The 17,779-nt window shown below is 54.6% G+C and carries 14 protein-coding genes and 1 other RNA gene; 6 read left to right on the top strand and 9 right to left on the bottom strand.

Annotated features, from left to right (window positions below):
- Window positions 1-49: 49 nt before the first annotated feature.
- From sufE to sufA, 6 genes are read right to left on the bottom strand one after another with little or no spacing between them, the layout of a single operon-like run.
- Window positions 50-466, bottom strand: a complete 417-nt coding sequence (sufE, locus tag PO881_RS08555; RefSeq protein ID WP_101764556.1) for a cysteine desulfuration protein SufE — start codon at window positions 464-466, stop codon at window positions 50-52.
- A gap of 20 nt (window positions 467-486) precedes the next feature.
- Window positions 487-1,710: a cysteine desulfurase SufS gene (sufS, locus tag PO881_RS08550; protein WP_192411941.1), complete on the bottom strand. Its 1,224-nt coding sequence runs from the start codon at window positions 1,708-1,710 to the stop codon at window positions 487-489.
- Window positions 1,707-2,984: a Fe-S cluster assembly protein SufD gene (gene sufD / locus PO881_RS08545; RefSeq protein WP_192411942.1), complete on the bottom strand. Its 1,278-nt coding sequence runs from the start codon at window positions 2,982-2,984 to the stop codon at window positions 1,707-1,709. The genes sufS and sufD overlap by 4 nt, the downstream gene beginning before the upstream one ends.
- Window positions 2,959-3,705, bottom strand: coding sequence for a Fe-S cluster assembly ATPase SufC (gene sufC, locus PO881_RS08540; protein ID WP_008102973.1), 747 nt, complete (start codon window positions 3,703-3,705; stop codon window positions 2,959-2,961). Before sufC ends, sufD begins: the two co-directional genes overlap by 26 nt.
- A gap of 34 nt (window positions 3,706-3,739) precedes the next feature.
- Entirely contained in the window at window positions 3,740-5,233 is a 1,494-nt protein-coding gene (gene sufB / locus PO881_RS08535) for a Fe-S cluster assembly protein SufB (protein ID WP_101764559.1), read from the bottom strand.
- Between the two features lie 7 nt (window positions 5,234-5,240).
- The gene (gene sufA, locus PO881_RS08530; protein WP_280172745.1) at window positions 5,241-5,615 is read right to left on the bottom strand and encodes a Fe-S cluster assembly scaffold SufA; all 375 of its coding nucleotides are present in this window, start codon (window positions 5,613-5,615) and stop codon (window positions 5,241-5,243) included.
- A 389-nt stretch (window positions 5,616-6,004) separates the two neighbouring features.
- Here sufA and PO881_RS08525 point away from each other — a divergent pair, with 389 nt between their 5' ends.
- Window positions 6,005-6,409, top strand: coding sequence for a hypothetical protein (locus tag PO881_RS08525; protein ID WP_008102969.1), 405 nt, complete (start codon window positions 6,005-6,007; stop codon window positions 6,407-6,409).
- 30 nt (window positions 6,410-6,439) lie between these two features.
- On the opposite strand, the gene PO881_RS08520 is transcribed toward PO881_RS08525, so the two are convergent.
- Window positions 6,440-9,493: an FAD-binding and (Fe-S)-binding domain-containing protein gene (locus PO881_RS08520; protein WP_101764561.1), complete on the bottom strand. Its 3,054-nt coding sequence runs from the start codon at window positions 9,491-9,493 to the stop codon at window positions 6,440-6,442.
- On the opposite strand from PO881_RS08520, the gene PO881_RS08515 reads away from it, so the two are divergent.
- The 3 genes from PO881_RS08515 (at window position 9,442) to rprA (ending at window position 11,262) form a co-directional block, all read left to right on the top strand.
- Window positions 9,442-9,621 (top strand): hypothetical protein, encoded by a 180-nt coding sequence (locus tag PO881_RS08515; RefSeq protein ID WP_271460182.1) that lies wholly within the window; start codon window positions 9,442-9,444, stop codon window positions 9,619-9,621. The two genes, PO881_RS08520 and PO881_RS08515, sit on opposite strands and share 52 nt — an antisense overlap.
- A gap of 77 nt (window positions 9,622-9,698) precedes the next feature.
- Window positions 9,699-10,811: an AI-2E family transporter YdiK gene (ydiK, locus tag PO881_RS08510; RefSeq protein WP_101764562.1), complete on the top strand. Its 1,113-nt coding sequence runs from the start codon at window positions 9,699-9,701 to the stop codon at window positions 10,809-10,811.
- Window positions 10,812-11,154: 343 nt separating this feature from the next.
- Window positions 11,155-11,262: antisense sRNA RprA (gene rprA, locus PO881_RS08505), an RNA gene on the top strand.
- Window positions 11,263-11,361: 99 nt separating this feature from the next.
- On the opposite strand, the gene ppsA is transcribed toward rprA, so the two are convergent.
- Entirely contained in the window at window positions 11,362-13,749 is a 2,388-nt protein-coding gene (ppsA, locus tag PO881_RS08500; protein ID WP_192411946.1) for a phosphoenolpyruvate synthase, read from the bottom strand.
- 449 nt (window positions 13,750-14,198) lie between these two features.
- On the opposite strand from ppsA, the gene PO881_RS08495 reads away from it, so the two are divergent.
- Together PO881_RS08495 and PO881_RS08490 are read left to right on the top strand one after the other, a co-directional pair.
- Window positions 14,199-15,026 (top strand): pyruvate, water dikinase regulatory protein, encoded by an 828-nt coding sequence (locus PO881_RS08495; protein ID WP_110866022.1) that lies wholly within the window; start codon window positions 14,199-14,201, stop codon window positions 15,024-15,026.
- Between the two features lie 195 nt (window positions 15,027-15,221).
- On the top strand, window positions 15,222-16,268 hold the full coding sequence (locus PO881_RS08490) for a 3-deoxy-7-phosphoheptulonate synthase (RefSeq protein ID WP_280172744.1): 1,047 nt from the start codon (window positions 15,222-15,224) through the stop codon (window positions 16,266-16,268).
- Window positions 16,269-16,275: 7 nt separating this feature from the next.
- On the opposite strand, the gene PO881_RS08485 is transcribed toward PO881_RS08490, so the two are convergent.
- On the bottom strand, window positions 16,276-17,715 hold the full coding sequence (locus PO881_RS08485) for a protein adenylyltransferase SelO (protein ID WP_192413517.1): 1,440 nt from the start codon (window positions 17,713-17,715) through the stop codon (window positions 16,276-16,278).
- Window positions 17,716-17,779 lie beyond the last annotated feature (64 nt).

Raw genomic sequence — 17,779 nt, 5'->3', positions numbered from 1 at the left:
TTGTCGGATAGAACAGACCCCGGTCAAGCCGGGGTCAGGAGAGTGTAACTTAGCTGAGGGTCTGAGCGTTATGCCGGATCGCGCGGATCATCGCTTCCAGCCCCTGCGAACGCGAGGGAGTGAGATGTGAGGTCAGCGCCAATTCGCCGAACCAGTGGCGCACATCGAGATCGAGAATCTCTGACGCCTTAAGCCCTTGATACAGGCTAAATACCACTGCAATCAACCCTTTAACGATGGCGGCATCGCTGTCGCCTTCGAGGGCGATGGTGCCATCGGCCTGCGGGGTCATGCGTATCCACACCTGGCTCTGACAACCTGAAATCACGTGTTCCGGCTGCTGTAAGCTTTCGGAGGATTCTGGTAATTTCCCACCGAGTTCAATGATGTAGAGGTACTTCTCTTCCCAGTTTGCGCAACGATTGAAGTTACGCACTAATCTCTCTTTATCTGGCAAATTCGCCATGAATCACTCCTGAAGTCTGCTCAACCGCCCAGCAGACGATGAATACGGGTCAAACCTGCGGCCAGACGATCGGCTTCTTCTTCGGTGTTGTACAGCGCGAAGGAGGCACGACACATTGCCGGCACCGCATAATGACGCATCAGCGGCATCGCACAGTGATGGCCGGTGCGGATCGCAATACCGTATTGATCAAGGAAACTACCGACATCAAAGGCGTGATGGTTACCGAGGTTGAAGGCCACTACGCCGCTGCGGCTTTCCGGGCCGTAAATCACCAGATCCGGCACCGAAGCCAGTTTGTCCAGCGCATAACGCATCAGCATCGATTCGCGCTGATGAATCACGTCCAAGCCCAGTTCGCTGATCCACGTTAACGCCGCACCCAAACCAATGATGCCGCCGGTATTCGGCGTGCCCGCTTCGAAACGCCATGGTGTAGTGTTAAAGGTGGTGCCGGTTGGCAGCACAACCTCCGAAATCATCGAACCGCCGCCTTCCCAGGGTGGCATGATCTCCTGCAATGCTTTACGCGCATACAACACACCAATGCCGGTCGGACCATAAATCTTATGGCCGGAGAAAGCGTAGAAGTCGCAGTCGATATCCTGCACATCCACCTTGTGATGCATCACCGCCTGCGCGCCATCCACCAACGTAATCACACCAGCGGCTTTCGCTTGTGCCACGATAGCTTTTACGGGATTGACGGTGCCGAGCACGTTAGAAACGTGGGTGACCGCCAGCAAACGGGTGCGGCTATCGATCAAACCACTCAGCTGTTCCAGCGCCAGCTCGCCCTGCGCATTCAGCGGCAAAACGCGAATTTCTGCGCCGGTACGCTGCGCCACCATCTGCCACGGCACGATGTTAGCGTGATGCTCCATCTCGGTGACGATGATGTTGTCGCCCGGCTGCAACTGACTGCCGCCCCAACTGTTCGCCACCAGATTGATGGCTTCCGTGGTGCCTTTGACGAAAATAATCTCTTCTGGCGAAGCGGCGTTAAGAAAACGCGCTGCCTGATGACGTACGTTCTCCATGTCGGTGGTCGCCTGCGCGCTCAACGAATGGATACCACGGTGCACGGCCGCATAGCCGTGCTGGTAGAAATAACTTTCCGCATTGATGACCGCGAGCGGGCGCTGTGCGCTGGCCGCGCTATCAAGGTAGGCCAGCGGATGTCCGTTGACCTCACGTTTCAGAATCGGAAATTCCGCTCTGATGCGTTCGAGATCGAAACTCATGACTCAACTCCCGGGATACGCGCGGCAATGCGCTGCAGCACCACCTGACGCAATACCGGATTTTCCAGCGTTTCAGTGAGTTCAGCGGCAAAGGCATGGATGATCATACGCTGTGCGGCAGTCTCATCGATGCCGCGCGAGCGCAGGTAGAACATCTGCTCTTCATCAATACGACCAATGGTCGCACCGTGGCTGCACTTCACGTCATCCGCATAGATTTCCAGCTGCGGCTTGGTGTCCACTTCAGCCAGACGGCCCAGCAACAGGTTGTTGTTAGTCATCTGTCCATCGGTTTTCAGCGCGTGCTGCGCCACTTTGATCATGCCGTTGAACACCGCACGACCTTTATCGCGCGCGATGACTTTATGCATCTGACGGCTGGTGCAGTAGCCTTTGTTGTGTTCCAGATAGCTGCGGGTATCGCACACTTCCTGATTCACCGGCAACGACAAGCTGTTGATCGCCAGATTGGTATTTTCGCCATTCAGCTGCGCGCTGGTGTTGTGACGCGATAAGCCCGCACCCAGCAGGAAGCTGGTAGTGGCCACATTCGCATCGCGGCCCATCACCACATCATTGTGCGCGAAGTGGTAAGCCTCCTCGCTCTCAAATGACAGTTTGATGTGCTGCAGTTTGGCATTGTCGGCCACGTCGAAAGTGAAACGCGCGCCGGTAAAGTGCGCCACGTCATTCAGCGTGACATAGTGCTCAATCACTTCCGCTTCTGCGCTGGCTTCCAGCTGCAGATGGTGGCGATGGTGCACGGTGTTAGTGCCCGCATCCTGACCGCTGGTGATGTGCAACAGATAAAGCGGTTTAGCCGCTGATTTACCACGCGCCAGACGAATTGTCGTGGCTTCTTCTGCCAGACTTTCAGTCAGATGCAGGAACACTTCCGGCTGAATCGGTGCCGGTAGCGGACGACGCTCAGAAGCCTGCGCATGCTGAATTTCAAACAGGCCGGTATCACGGCTGCTCAATTCAGCCTGAAAACGACCGTCAACAAACACCAAACGCACCGCATCAACCGGCAGCGCCAGCGCTTCAACTTGTTCCGCGCTCACTTCCTGCGGCTGCGGCAGCACAAACTGCTGCGCCAACAGGCCATCAAGCGGCGTGTATTTCCAGTTTTCATGCTTACGCGTCGGCAGGCCGACACGCATCAGTTGCTGCCAGTGCTGCTGCGCCTGCAAAGAACGTACGTCACCGCGCGATTCAAACAGATGATGCCACTGCTGCAGGGCGTTATCACTCCTGGTCGGTAAGCCAGCCATAGCCTTGCTCCTCCAACTGTTTCACCAGCGAGAAGTCGCCAGATTTAACGATCTTGCCCTGATACAGCACATGTACGTGGTCCGGCTTGATGTAATCCAGAATACGCTGGTAGTGCGTCACGATGATGAATGAACGCTTACCGTCGCGCAGGCTGTTTACGCCTTCTGCCACGATTTTCAGCGCATCGATATCCAGACCGGAGTCGGTTTCATCAAGGATGCACAGCTCAGGTTCCAGTGCCGCCATCTGCAGGATGTCGTTGCGCTTCTTCTCACCACCAGAGAAGCCCACGTTCACTGAACGGGTCAGCAAATCTTCTGGCATCTTCAGCAGCTGGATTTTATCTTCGATGAAATCCTGGAAGTCGAAACGGTCCAGCGGCTCCTGCTCACGGTATTTACGTACAGCGTTGACCGAGGTCTGCAGGAAAAACTGGTTGCTGACGCCCGGAATTTCTACCGGATACTGGAAGGCCATGAAGATGCCTTCACCGGCACGCTCTTCTGGCTCAAGCTCCAGCAGGTCTTTGCCCTTGAAGGTGACAGAACCGCCAGTGACTTCGTAATCTTCACGGCCAGCCAGCGTTGCAGACAGGGTACTTTTACCTGAACCGTTCGGTCCCATGATGGCGTGGACTTCGCCCGGTTTCACTTCAAGGTTCAGACCGCGCAAAATCTCTTTGTCTTCAACGCTAACCTGCAAATCTTTAATGCTTAACATACTCTTTCCTTCACATTGCTTCCGGCAACGGGCATCAGCCCACACTGTGCTCAAGGCTGATAGCTAACAATTTTTGCGCTTCCACGGCGAATTCCAGTGGCAGCTCGGAGAAAACGTCTTTGCAGAAGCCGTTGACGATCATTGAGATCGCATCTTCTTCGCTGATGCCACGCTGCAGGCAGTAGAACATCTGATCTTCACCAATGCGCGAGGTGGTGGCTTCGTGCTCAAGATGGGCGGTGTTGTTGCGCGTTTCCACATATGGGAAGGTGTGCGCACCGCACTCGGCACCAATCAGCATCGAGTCACACTGGGTGAAGTTACGCGCGTTGGTCGCGGTTGGCATAATTTTCACCAGGCCACGATAGGTGTTCTGACTCTTACCGGCAGAGATACCTTTGGAGATGATGGTCGACTTGGTGTTTTTACCGATGTGAATCATCTTGGTACCGGTATCCGCCTGCTGGCGGCCTGCGGTCAGTGCGACCGAGTAGAACTCACCGATCGAGTAATCACCGCGCAGAATGCAGCTAGGATATTTCCAGGTGATCGCCGAACCGGTCTCAGACTGCGTCCAGGACATCTTGCTGTGATCGCCTTCGCACAGGGCACGTTTGGTCACGAAGTTGAGGATACCGCCCTCGCCTTCGCCGCCTGGGAACCAGTTCTGTACAGTGGAATATTTCACTTCAGCGTTTTTATGGATGATCACTTCTACCACTGCGGCGTGCAGCTGATAGGTGTCACGCACAGGCGCAGAGCAACCTTCGATGTAGCTGACGTAGCTGTCTTCATCGGCGATCAAAATGGTGCGCTCGAACTGACCGGTTTTTGCCGCGTTGATGCGGAAATAGGTCGACAGCTCCATCGGGCAACGTACGCCTTTCGGGATATAAACGAAGGTACCGTCAGAGGCCACAGCGGAGTTCAGCGCAGCGAAGAAGTTATCGTTTGGCGGCACGACGGTGCCGAGATACTTCTGCACCAGCTCAGGGTGATCGTGAATCGCTTCGCCGAACGAGCAGAAGATGATGCCCTGCTCCGCCAGCTTGCCGCGATAGGTGGTTGAAACGGAGACGGAGTCGAAAATCGCATCCACCGCCACTTCACGACCTTCACGCACCGGAACGCCTAACTGGTTGAACGCGTCTTCCACTTCCTTCGTCAGGTAGTCGCTGGACGCGACGCTGCCGGAGGTTTGCGTGGCACCGGGTTCAGAAGCACAGCTGTCATCGCAGTTGCCGCAGGACGGCGCGGAATAATAGCTGTAATCCTGATAATCCAGTTTCTCGTAGTGCGCTTTCAGCCAGTGCGGCTCTTCCATTTGCTCCCAGGCGCGGAACGCCTTGAGACGGAATTCAAGCATCCATTCAGGTTCGTTACGTTTAGCCGAAATGGCGCGCACCACATCTTCATTGATGCCGTGGGCAAATTCTTCAGTTTGTAACTGGGTAAAGAAGCCCTCTTTATAGTTGAGCTTACCTTCCCACATTTGTACATCGTCAGATGCTTCGCTGTGTCGTGACATATTTCACTTACTCGACGCCAAAGCTTTCACCGCACCCGCAGGCGTGTTGAGCTTTAGGGTTGTTGAATTTAAAAATCTGGTTAAGACCTTCGCGGACATAATCCAGCTCGGTACCGTCAACAAACGGCATCGCCTGAAGTGGCACAAACAGTTTTGCGCCGAATTGCTCAAACTGCAGGTCGTCATCGGCAGGATCTTTCACCAGGTCCATAACGTACCCAAAACCGGCACAGCCGGACGTTTTCACACCCAGTTTCAAGCCCTTGAGTTCAGGGTCTTGTTCTACCAGGTTAAGAATCTGTTTCGCTGCCGATTCGGTCAGCGTGAGCCCTTTCCAGACGAAATCTTCGGGTGAAAAAGAGTCGGCATTTACTGATGACATTGTGCTACCTCGTATGACTGGGCCTTTTCAGGCTATCCCCCTATGGTAGTGATATCAGATATCACTTCAACCTCTTGTTTTGCAGGGATAATCATCTCGTGCTGTTTTTTACTGCTGCTTTATTAAGCATAGTCGCTTCAAAGCAGATTGACGGCAGCATTCCCGTGCGCGCCTGACCAACGTAACCCGTTAAATTGTCGTAAAATTTCCAAAATCAATTTTACGTTTCCATCCTGATTGATAGGTTACGCCTTTCCACTATGTAAAGAAATTGTTATTACCGATTTTAGTAACAGGCAGAGGAAATCAATAAAATTTCACAGCGGGAATTGCATTCCTGACGCGGTTTAATATGATAATGATTATCATTAACCTATAAAGGTGGCGATATGACGCTTACCGTCTCAGCCTGGTTACAACATAAAATCGACGAATATAAGTTTTCGGTGCGTGATATCACCGTTGACTTCTACATGGCTCAGGCAAAGCTCAACCGCACTGATTGCACGCTCGACCAACTGCGGCGCTTTAACGACACCTGTCTTGATATGGCAGAAATCTGCGAACTCAATGGCGACGATCACAGCTTTCTGCATGCCATGGGCAAGCTCCATCACCGCTTAGTGCAGGAGATGGGCAATGCCGATCGTGACCGTTTGTTCCGGATTCAGGCCTATCAACTGGCGCGCCTGTCATTAACACGCTTGTGTCATCAACTGGCGCTCAGCGGCGAGTGGGATCAAGCCACCCGCCTGCAGAGTGATTTTGTTCGCCACGCAGGCTGGATATTCTAATCCAGCTTTGTGACGTCTCCTACAATTTGTTTACATCATTTCCAGTAATGCTTGCAGTGGATGACGCATGCCATTGCCTTCTGCGCGTTTTACCTGGCTACGACACGAAAAACCGGTTGCCAGACAGCGCTGACGCGGCAGCTTTTGCAATTGCGGATGCCAGGACAGCTCATAAATCCCCAGCGAATTCTCCAGGTTTACGCTTTCATGGCCGTAGGTTCCCGCCATTCCGCAGCAGCCCACATTGACGTTTTCCAGCTTCGCACCAAAGCGCGCAAAAATGCTCTGCCACTGATTCGGCGTGGACGGTAGCGCGGTCACTTCGGTGCAGTGCGCAAACAGATACCAGGCTTCGCCGCTGGCGGTTTGCTCCGCACGTGCCGACAAGGCGGTTTGCAGCCACTCATGCACCAGCTGCACGTTAAACTCGCCGCGCTGCTCGCCCAGCACCTGATGGTACTCATCGCGGTAACAGAGCACGGTCGCCGGATCGACACCGACCATCGGCATGCCCAGTTTTGCCACGCGATTGAGAAAATCAGCGGTTTTGCTGGCGGTGCGCGCAAAGCGCTGCAGGAAGCCTTTCACATGTTGCGCCTTGCCATTCGGTGAGAACGGCAGCAGCACCGGACGATAACCGAGTTTCTCAATCAGCTTGACGAAATCGGTGACCAGCTGTGCCTCGTAATAGCTGGTAAAGGGATCTTGTACCACCAGCACGCAGTTTTCGCGTTGCGCCGCATCCAGCGCTTCTAACTGCTCCAGCGTCAGGTTCATCGCCGGATGGCCGCCTAACTGCTGCTTGAGGCTCGGCGATGACAGCAGCGGCAAATCCACCATGCCGATATGCTTTTTGCTCAGCTCGCGCATCCACGGCTGCTTGAGGAAAAAGTTGAACACCTTAGGCGCTTTGGCCATCAGCGGCGCGTAACTCTCCACGGTGGCCACCAGATGATCGCTCATCGGGCGCAGATAGCGGGTGTGATACAGCTGCAGGAAGCGTGAACGGAAGTTCGGCACATCGATCTTGATTGGGCACTGCGTCGAGCAGGCTTTACACGCCAGGCAGCCCGACATCGCCTCTTTCACTTCGTGCGAGAAGTCATATTCGCCCTGATTCGCATGCCAGGTATTGCGCGTGCGCTGAATCAGCGTACGCAAGCTGGCGCCCTGTTTCGGCAGCGCCTGCTCAAGTTGGGTAGGATCCACGCCCTGCTCGGAGAGCAAACGCAGCCATTCACGCGTGAGTGTGGCGCGCCCTTTCGGCGAGTGAATGCGGTTGCGGGTAATTTTCATCGACGGGCACATTGGGCTACGTGCATCAAAGTTGAAGCACAAACCGTTGCCATTACACTCCATCGCACCGCGCCACTCGTTGCGCACCGTAACCGGAATCTGCCGATCGTAGGTGCCGCGTTTCACCGCATCAACCTGCATCATCGGTTCATCACTGCCGAGCGGCGTACAGATTTTGCCGGGATTCATGCGGTTGTCAGGATCGAACGCGGCTTTGATGCGGCGCAGCTCATTGAATAACGTTTCGCCAAAGAACTCCGGGCTGTACTGCGCGCGGAAACCTTTGCCGTGCTCGCCCCACAATAACCCGCCGTAGCGCGCGGTCAGCGCCACCACTTCATCGGAGATCTGCTTCATCAGCAGCTCCTGCTGCGGATCGCACATATCCAGCGCCGGACGCACATGCAGCACGCCAGCATCCACGTGCCCAAACATGCCGTAGCTCAGGCCGTGGCTGTCGAGCAGCGCGCGAAAATCGACGATATAATCCGCCAGCTGTTCTGGCGGCACCGCGGTATCTTCCACAAACGGAATCGGCTTGGCGCGCCCTTTGGCATTCCCCAGCAGGCCAACCGCTTTTTTGCGCATATTATAGATGCGCTCAATGCCGCCTAAATCGTCACACAGTTGATAGCCAATCACGCCGCCCAACTGCTGCTGCATCAGCTCATCTAAGCGCTGACATAGCGTGCTGATCTGCTGCTCAATCAGTTCGCCATCATCACCTGCAAACTCCACGATGTTGAGCCCCAGCAACTGTTTATCTGGCACATCGGTAATCAATTCATTTACCGAATGCCAGACGATATCTTCTCGCGCCAGATTCAGGACTTTTGAGTCAACGGTTTCCACCGACAGCGCTTTGGCTTCCACCATTAAAGGGGCGTTACGCAGGGCCGAGTCGAACGAATCGTATTTGATGTTGACCAGACGGCGCACTTTTGGGATGGGGGTGATGTCGAGGCGCGCTTCGGTAATAAAGGCCAATGTGCCTTCCGCGCCGCACAGCAAACGCGTCAAATCAAACGTCTGCAAATCGTCGCTGAACACATGACGCAGATCGTAGCCGGTCAGGAAGCGATTGAGCTTGGGGAATTTCTCCAGAATCAGATCGCGCTGTTCGCGGCAGCGACTCAACACCTGCTGGTAAATGCGCCCTTCCGCGGTCGGCGTGCTGGCCAGCTGTTCCGCCAATTCAGTCGGCATGGCGCGCGTATCAAGGATGTCACCACCCAGCAGCACCGCGCGCAGGCCTTCAACGTGATCGGAGGTTTTGCCATACACCAGCGAACCCTGGCCCGAAGCATCGGTGTTGATCATGCCGCCGAGCGTGGCGCGATTGCTGGTGGAGAGCTCCGGCGAGAAGAAGAAGCCATACGGCTTGAGCCACGCATTGAGCTGATCTTTCACCACGCCCGCTTCAACCCGCACCCAACCTTGCTCGGTGTTGATTTCCAGGATGCGGTTCATGTAGCGCGACATATCCACCACGATGCCCTGATTCAGCGACTGTCCGTTGGTGCCGGTGCCGCCACCGCGTGGCGTAAACACCAGGCTGGTAAAACGGGTTTCACCGGCAAGGCGCGCAATCAACGCCACATCCGCCGTCGAGCGCGGAAACAGCGCCGCATCAGGCAGCAGCTGATAAATACTGTTGTCGGTGGCAAGCGAGAGGCGATCGGCATAGCTGGTGGCGGTATCGCCGGTAAAGCCTTGCTCTTTCAAGGACTGCAGGAATGTCAGCACCAGTTGAACGAGGCCTGGTGCCTGAGAAATCTGTGGGATCATTATTGAGTGACCGAGATGTTGTAAACGTTTGCGTCGTGATTTTTTTCAGCCCTTGGTTTTATCATACTTTTCTGCTGGCTGCTGTTTTTTCAGGAAAGCGCGCCGCCGTCGCTGCTTTTCCTGTTTAATTTTCAGGAAATAGATCATCATTAATCAGGGCTGTTCAGCCCCACTCTGAAGGATTCAATCGAGGTTAACCGTTGTGATGAAAGACCTGCAACGCGGTATGGATTTACCGCAAATGCTGTTTTCACTGATGTTCATTCTAATCATGATCATCGCCAGTCTGTGGGTGGTGCAGCCCTTTATTCTTGGCTTCGCCTGGGCCAGCATGGTGGTGATCGCCACCTGGCCGTTGATGATTCGTCTACAGCACATGTTGTGGGGACGCCGCTCGCTGGCGGTGATCGCCATGACCATTTTGCTATTACTGTTGTTTATTATTCCTATCGCCCTGCTGGTCAGCAGCCTGATTGATAACAGTGCGCCGGTGATCGCCTGGGCAACGCAGCGCCATCTGGTAATGCCTGACTTCGATTGGTTGCGACAGATTCCCTACGTCGGCAGGAAACTCTACTCGAGCTACCACAAATTAGTGGATGGCGGCGGCGCGGCGATGCTGAATCAGGTGCAGCCTTATATTGGTCGCACCACCGGCTTCTTTGTGGCGCAGGCCGGCCACTTCGGCCGCTTTATGATGCACCTCATCGTGATGCTGTTGTTCAGCGTGCTGCTCTACTGGCGCGGCGAGCAGGTGGGCCACGGCATTCGTCATTTTGCTTATCGCATGAGTGGACGCCGTGGCGATGCCGCAGTGCTGCTGGCCGGTCAGGCGATTCGTGCTGTGGCGCTAGGCGTGGTGGTCACCGCGCTGGTTCAGGGCGTGCTCGGCGGTATTGGTTTAGCCATTTCCGGCATTCCTTACGCCACGCTGTTAACCGTGTTGATGATTCTGACCTGCCTGGTGCAGCTCGGGCCGCTGGTAGTGTTAGTGCCAGCGATTATCTGGCTGTACTGGAGCGGCGATACCACGTGGGGCACGGTGCTGCTGGTGTGGAGTTGCGTGGTCGGTACGCTGGACAGCGTGTTGCGTCCGGTGTTGATTCGCATGGGTGCCGATCTACCGATGATCCTGATTCTTTCCGGCGTTATTGGCGGATTGATTGCTTTCGGTATGATTGGGCTGTTTATCGGTCCGGTGGTCCTGGCGGTGTCTTATCGTCTGGTTTCAGTGTGGATGCATGAAGCGCCCGAACCGGATGACGATGTGCAGACCGCCATCGAAGCGTTGGCCGATCACGAAGAAGAACTACATTAAGCGTTCCCCGCCGGGTCGCCGTTCATGGCGACCTCATTCACATTAACGCCCACTTAGCGAAGATGCACGTTCTCTCAGTTTTACACTGGCCTTACTTTAACCGGCCTAATGCCCCAACATCGCCACCGCGCATTTCTTACTGATAATAATTTTTTTCCATAAGCGATTTTTAAGAAAAAACGCAGTTTTAGGCGCTTTAGGCGGAATTCTCTTACGGAATGATTATTTTTACAGCTGAATTGCCGCTTAGCAGGGAAGAAAAAGGCCACGAAAGGTTATCAGCTTTAAACTAATAAGAGGATTCTTAAAGACGCCAGCGAGCCTGATCAATAACATGTTTCCTATGTTTTGAATCAAGCTACTGATTTCTAAACAACCTTATTCCCCTGAGTAAAGTGAAGAATTGCTGTGTGTAGTCTTTGCCCATCCCCTGTGATGGGCTTTTTTTTGGCTTTTTTTCAGACAAAAAAACAAGGCCAGCAGCGCTGACCTTGATAATTACATTAATGACACGTCAAATTCTCATCTGATGCATCAAATTACCGCCTGGTTAATGTTTGGATGCGTTCAGCTCTGCCAAACTCAACCAGGTTTCAACCACGGTATCCGGATTAAGCGACAGGCTATCAATGCCCTGCTCCATTAACCATGCCGCAAAGTCCTGATGATCCGACGGTCCCTGACCGCAAATACCGACGTATTTGCCCTGTTTTTTCGCCGCTTTGATCGACATCGATAACAGCGCTTTCACGGCATCATTACGTTCATCAAACAGCGCGGACACCACGCCAGAGTCACGATCGAGGCCCAGCGCCAACTGCGTCATGTCGTTAGAGCCGATGGAGAAGCCATCGAAGTGCTCGAGGAACTGCTCAGCCAGCAAGGCGTTGGACGGGATCTCACACATCATGATCACTTTCAGGCCATTCTCGCCGCGCTTCAGACCGTTTTTCGCCAGCTCGGCGACCACCGCTTCGGCTTGATCGACGGTACGCACGAACGGAATCATGATTTCAACGTTGGTCAGCCCCATTTCGTTACGCACGCGCTTCACCGCTTCGCACTCCAGCCTGAAGCAGTCGCGGAAGTTGTCAGCAACGTAGCGACCGGCGCCACGGAAACCGAGCATCGGGTTCTCTTCTTCCGGCTCATAACGCTCGCCACCCACCAGGTTGGCGTATTCGTTGGTTTTGAAATCGGAAAGACGCACAATCACGCGCTTCGGCGCAAATGCGGCACCCAGCGTCGCAATCCCTTCGGTCAGACGGCCGATGTAGAACTCAATCGGGTCATCAAAGCCTTTCATCATCTGACGAATCTGCTGCTGCAATTCCGGCGTTTGCTGATCAAACTCCAGCAACGCTTTGGGATGCACGCCAATCATACGGTTGATAATGAACTCCAGACGCGCCAGGCCAACACCTTCGTTCGGCAAGCAGGCGAAATCGAACGCACGATCCGGATTACCGATGTTCATCATGATCTTCAGCGGCAGTTCCGGCATGGTATCGACCTGCGAGCTGGTCACTTCGAAGTCCAGCAGTTCGTCATAGACATAACCGGTATCACCTTCGGCGCAGGAAACCGTGACTTTGTGGCCATCTTTCAGGTGATCGGTGGCATCGCCACAGCCCACCACCGCCGGAATGCCCAGCTCACGCGCGATGATCGCTGCGTGGCAAGTACGACCGCCGCGATTGGTGACGATGGCTGAGGCTTTCTTCATGATCGGTTCCCAATCGGGATCGGTCATGTCAGTTACCAGCACATCGCCTTTTTCAATGCGATGCATCTCGCTGATGTCGTGGATGACTTTGACTTCACCGGCGCCGATGCGATGACCAATGGCGCGGCCTTCGACCACCACGTTGCCTTTGCCCTGCAGCGTATAACGTTCCATCACCTGACCGTTGGAGCGCACCGTTTCCGGACGCGCCTGCACGATGAACAGTTTGCCGGTGTGGCCATCTTTCGCCCATTCAATGTCCATTGGGCGTTTGTAGTGCTGCTCAATCAGCACCGCCTGACGCGCCAGCGCCTGCACTTCGTCATCGGTTAAGCTGAAGCGATCGCGCTGTTCCTGCTCGACATCTTCAATGCGCACCTGCTCGCCATGCTCCTGCGAATCCGCATACACCATGCGCAGCTTTTTTGAGCCCATGGTGCGGCGCACAATCGCCGGACGATTGGCGGCCAGCGTGGGTTTATGCACGTAGAACTCGTCGGGGTTTACCGCGCCCTGCACCACCATTTCGCCCAAACCAAAGGCGGAGGTGATAAACACCACTTGATCAAAGCCCGATTCGGTATCAATGGTGAACATCACGCCCGACGAGGCGAGGTCCGATCGCACCATGCGCTGAATACCGGCCGAGAGCGCCACGCCGCGATGGTCGTAGCCCTGATGCACACGGTAAGAGATGGCACGATCGTTAAATAAGGAGGCATAAACGTGCTTCACTGCGATGATGACCGCGTCATAACCCTGCACGTTAAGGAAAGTCTCCTGCTGGCCGGCAAACGAGGCGTCGGGCATATCCTCGGCGGTGGCTGACGAGCGCACCGCAAAGGAGGCGTCGGCATCATCAGCAGAGAGTTGTTCGTAGGCGCTACGAATTGCCGCTTCCAGTTCAGGCTGGAATGGCGTATCGATCACCCATTGACGAATCTGTTTACCCGCTTGCGCGAGCTCAGCAACATCATCAACATCCGTTTTATCCAGCAAATCATAGATCCGCTGGTTCAGTCCGCTTTGATCGAGGAACAGATTAAACGCGTAAGATGTGGTCGCATAACCGTTGGGTACGGAAACACCCAGCGACGACAAATTCGTAATCATTTCTCCAAGGGAAGCATTCTTGCCTCCCACCCGATCAACATCATGCATGCCAAGCTGGTTGTACCAGAGCACTAGCGACTGTTGGTCTTGATTGGACATTGAGATTATCCTTTTAAATGATGTGAATACACATGGAACATTTTGCTATTCGCCAAACCAGCCTGGCACAACCGATTAATAAAGACTAAGTGTTGAATCGTTAAAGCAGGAAAAGAAAGACAAAATCGGATTAGTACTTAGAATTAATTGTGTTGCGCAACCGCCCTATTTCACGCTAATGGATTGCTGTAGCGATATTTTTCCCCTTTTCAGAGGGTTAGCGATTGATTTTTGTTGCGCAACGCCCTCACACTTTATTTCATGCGCGAAAAGGAAAATGCGCGAAAATAATGCTTTTCAAAACAGCATTTCATCTAATATTGATTATTCACTGATTCATCTTTGTGAGCGCAATAGCGGACAATATGGATATTTCATTTTATTATTATTTAAAATGAAATGTTGTCATCGATAATTTGGGCATTGCTACGCAAGAGGATATTTGCACTATGAACACTGAACGCAGCGTATTCTACATCTCTGATGGCACCGCCATTACCGCCGAAGTGCTGGGCCATGCGGTGTTATCCCAGTTCCCGGTGATAACCCACAGCGTGACGCTGCCATTTGTCGAGAATGTGCAACGCGCTCAGGCGGTTAAAGCACAGATCAACGCGCTTTACCAGCAGAGCGGCGTGCGCCCGCTGGTGTTCTTCTCCATCGTCACACCCGATGTCCGTGAAATTATTCTCGAAAGCGAAGGCTTTTGTCAGGACATCGTGCAGGCGCTGGTCGCGCCGTTGCAGAGCGAACTCGGCGTGGCGTCAATGCCGGTGGCGCACCGCACGCACGGTTTGACCGCCAGCAACCTCGGCAAATATGACGCGCGCATTGCCGCCATCGATTACACCCTTGCGCATGATGACGGCATTTCCCTGCGCGGCCTCGAAGATGCGCAGGTGATTCTGCTCGGCGTGTCGCGCTGCGGGAAGACGCCCACCAGCTTGTATCTGGCAATGCAGTTTGGCGTGCGTGCCGCTAACTATCCGTTTATCGCCGATGATATGGATAACCTGAAACTGCCGCCGGCGCTGCGTGCACATCAGCATAAGTTGTTTGGTTTAACCATCGACCCGGAACGCCTGGCGGCGATTCGCCAGGAGCGCGCGGAAAATACCCGCTACGCTTCGTTGCGCCAGTGCCGTCTCGAAGTAGGCGAAGTGGAAGCGCTATTCCGTACCAACCAGATTCGTTATCTCAACAGCACCAACTATTCGGTGGAAGAGATCGCCACCAAAATCCTCGATATCATGGGTCTGAGCCGCAGCATGTATTAGGTTTCTCTGCCGGTCGCCATAAGTGGCGACCTCCCGCCACATACCGGACCTGTATTGCAATCGTAAAGTCTGGCTTCCGTCTGGTTTTAAGACCTTTGTTTTTAGCAGGTTGAATTCGCAGGCTATTAGTTTATTGTGATCACCATCACTTCCCGGTATTTCACCGCTGCGAAGAACAAATTTTTGAGAATCTCAATGAACAAGACTGATGAACTGCGTACCGCGCGCATCGGTAGCCTACTGACCCCGGCTGCGCTCGCGCATGAACACCCTATTTCGGCAGAGATTGCCGCCAACGTCACCGCTTCCCGCCAGCGCATCGCACGCATTCTGACCGGTGAAGATCCGCGTCTGCTGGTGATTATTGGCCCTTGCTCGCTGCACGATCCTAAAGCGGCGATTGAGTATGCTGAACGTCTGAACGTGCTGCGTGAGCACCATAAAGATCGTCTGGAAATCGTGATGCGTGCCTATTTCGAAAAACCGCGCACCGTGATTGGCTGGAAAGGCCTGATCTCCGATCCCGATCTGGATGGCAGCTACGATGTAAACCGCGGCATCGCCATTGCGCGCAAACTGCTGCTGGATATCAACGCGCTGGGCATGCCAACCGCCACTGAATTCCTCGATATGGTGATCGGCCAGTTTATTGCCGACCTGATCAGCTGGGGCGCGATTGGCGCGCGTACCACCGAAAGCCAGATTCATCGTGAAATGGCGTCAGCGCTCTCCTGTCCGGTCGGTTTCAAAAACGGCACCGACGGCAACGTGCAAATTGCGGTCGATGCGATTCGCGCCGCGCGTGCCAGCCACATGTTCCTGTCACCGGATAAAAACGGTCAGATGACCATCTATCAAACCAGCGGTAATCCGCATGGTCACGTGATCCTGCGCGGCGGTCGACAGCCGAACTATCACGCCGAAGATGTGGCGGCGGCAGCGGCCAATCTGCGCGACTTCAATCTGCCGGAGCAATTGGTGATCGACTTCAGCCACGGCAACTGCCTGAAGCAGCACGGTCGTCAGCGTGACGTTGCCGATGATGTGGCGGCGCAAATCCGTGCCGGATCGCGCGCGGTTGCGGGCGTGATGATCGAGAGTTTCCTGCAGGAAGGGAATCAGAAAGTGGTGAGCGGTGCGGCGCTGACCTATGGTCAGTCAATCACCGATCCGTGCCTCGGCTGGGAAGACAGCGCCGAGGTGCTGGCAAAACTGGCTGCCGCGGTCGACAGCCGTTTTTAATTCTGACCTAGCTGGAACAACTCACTTCCAGCGATTTGCCCCACTCTGGTGGCCGTTGGCGCAACTCTGCGCTGACGGCCGCATCGCTATACGGTTGCTGTAACGCGCTATGCAGCTTCGCTAACGCCTTGGTCTCGCCGTTCTCGACCTTTTCAATCACCTGCTGTGCCAGATAGTTGCGTAACACCAGCGCCGGATTCGCCGCCTTCATCACCGCCTGACGCTGCGCATCGCTGGCGTGGTCTTGCAACAAACGCTGGCGATAATCGCTGTACCAGCGATCAAAGGCCTCACGATCAATAAACTCATCACGCAACGGCGAACGGCTTTCATCTTGCTGCGTGTCGCTCAGCATGCGGAAGGTCAGCGTGTAATCACTGTGTTCCGCCGTCATCATCGACAGCAAGCCAGTCAGAAGCGTGTTGTCATTAGCATCCGCCGTCAGCAAGCCGAGTTTGGCACGCATTTTCTCCCCCCAAACGCGCATCAGTTCACCTTCATAATGACCCAGCGCCTGCTTAAGCTGCTCGGTGGTCATCAATCCCGACAAGGCATGCGCCAGGCGATTAAGGTTCCACAAGCCAATCATCGGCTGATTTTCGAAAGCGTAGCGGCCCTGATAGTCACTGTGATTGCAAATGTAATCCGGCTGATAGTCGTCGAGGAAACCGTAAGGACCGTAATCCAGCGTTAAGCCCAGAATCGACATGTTATCGGTGTTCATCACGCCGTGCGCAAAGCCAACGCTCTGCCAATGGGCGATCAGGCTCGCCGTGCGTTTAACGATATCGGTGAACCACAGCAGGTAACGATCCGCTTCATCCTTGAGCTGCGGCCAGTGATGGCGAATGGCGTAATCCGCCAGCTGGCGCACTTTGTCTTGTTCACCGCCGTAATAGAAATGCTCAAAATGACCGAAACGCAGATGGCTGTCGGCAATGCGCATCAGCATCGCACCGCGTTCCTGGGTTTCGCGTAGCACCGGCTCATCGCCAATGGCTAACGCCAGCGCGCGCGTGGTGGGAATGCCCAGATGGTGCAGCGCTTCAGACGCGAGGAATTCGCGTACGCTGGAGCGGATCACCGCGCGACCGTCACCCATGCGCGAATAGGGCGTTAATCCGGCCCCTTTCAAGTGCCAGTCGAGCTTGCGACCGTTGGCCAGCTGCTGTTCACCCAACAGAATGCCGCGCCCATCGCCCAACTGTCCGGCCCAGACGCCAAACTGATGGCCACTATAAACCTGCGCCAGCGGCGACATGCCGGGCAGCATTTCGCGTCCTGACCACACGCCATGCCCGCTGCCGGCGAACAGCGCATCATCTAAACCCATCTCTTGTGCCAGCGGCGCATTGTGATAAAACAGCCGTCCACCCGCTAATGGCGTTGGGTCCAGCGCGGTGTAGAATCCGGGTAATTCTTGCTGCCAGCTATTGGTAAATTGCATCGACACTCCGGAAGGTGCGCTTAAATCAGGCACCCGCAATGAGTTATAAGATAACAGAGAGTGT

Origin of the sequence: Pantoea sp. SS70, from assembly GCF_029866845.1 — a bacterium.
GTDB classification, from domain to species: Bacteria; Pseudomonadota; Gammaproteobacteria; order Enterobacterales; family Enterobacteriaceae; genus Pantoea; species Pantoea leporis.
The sequence above is the reverse complement of the archived record's forward strand: the minus strand, read 5'-3'. Positions and strand labels throughout refer to the sequence as shown.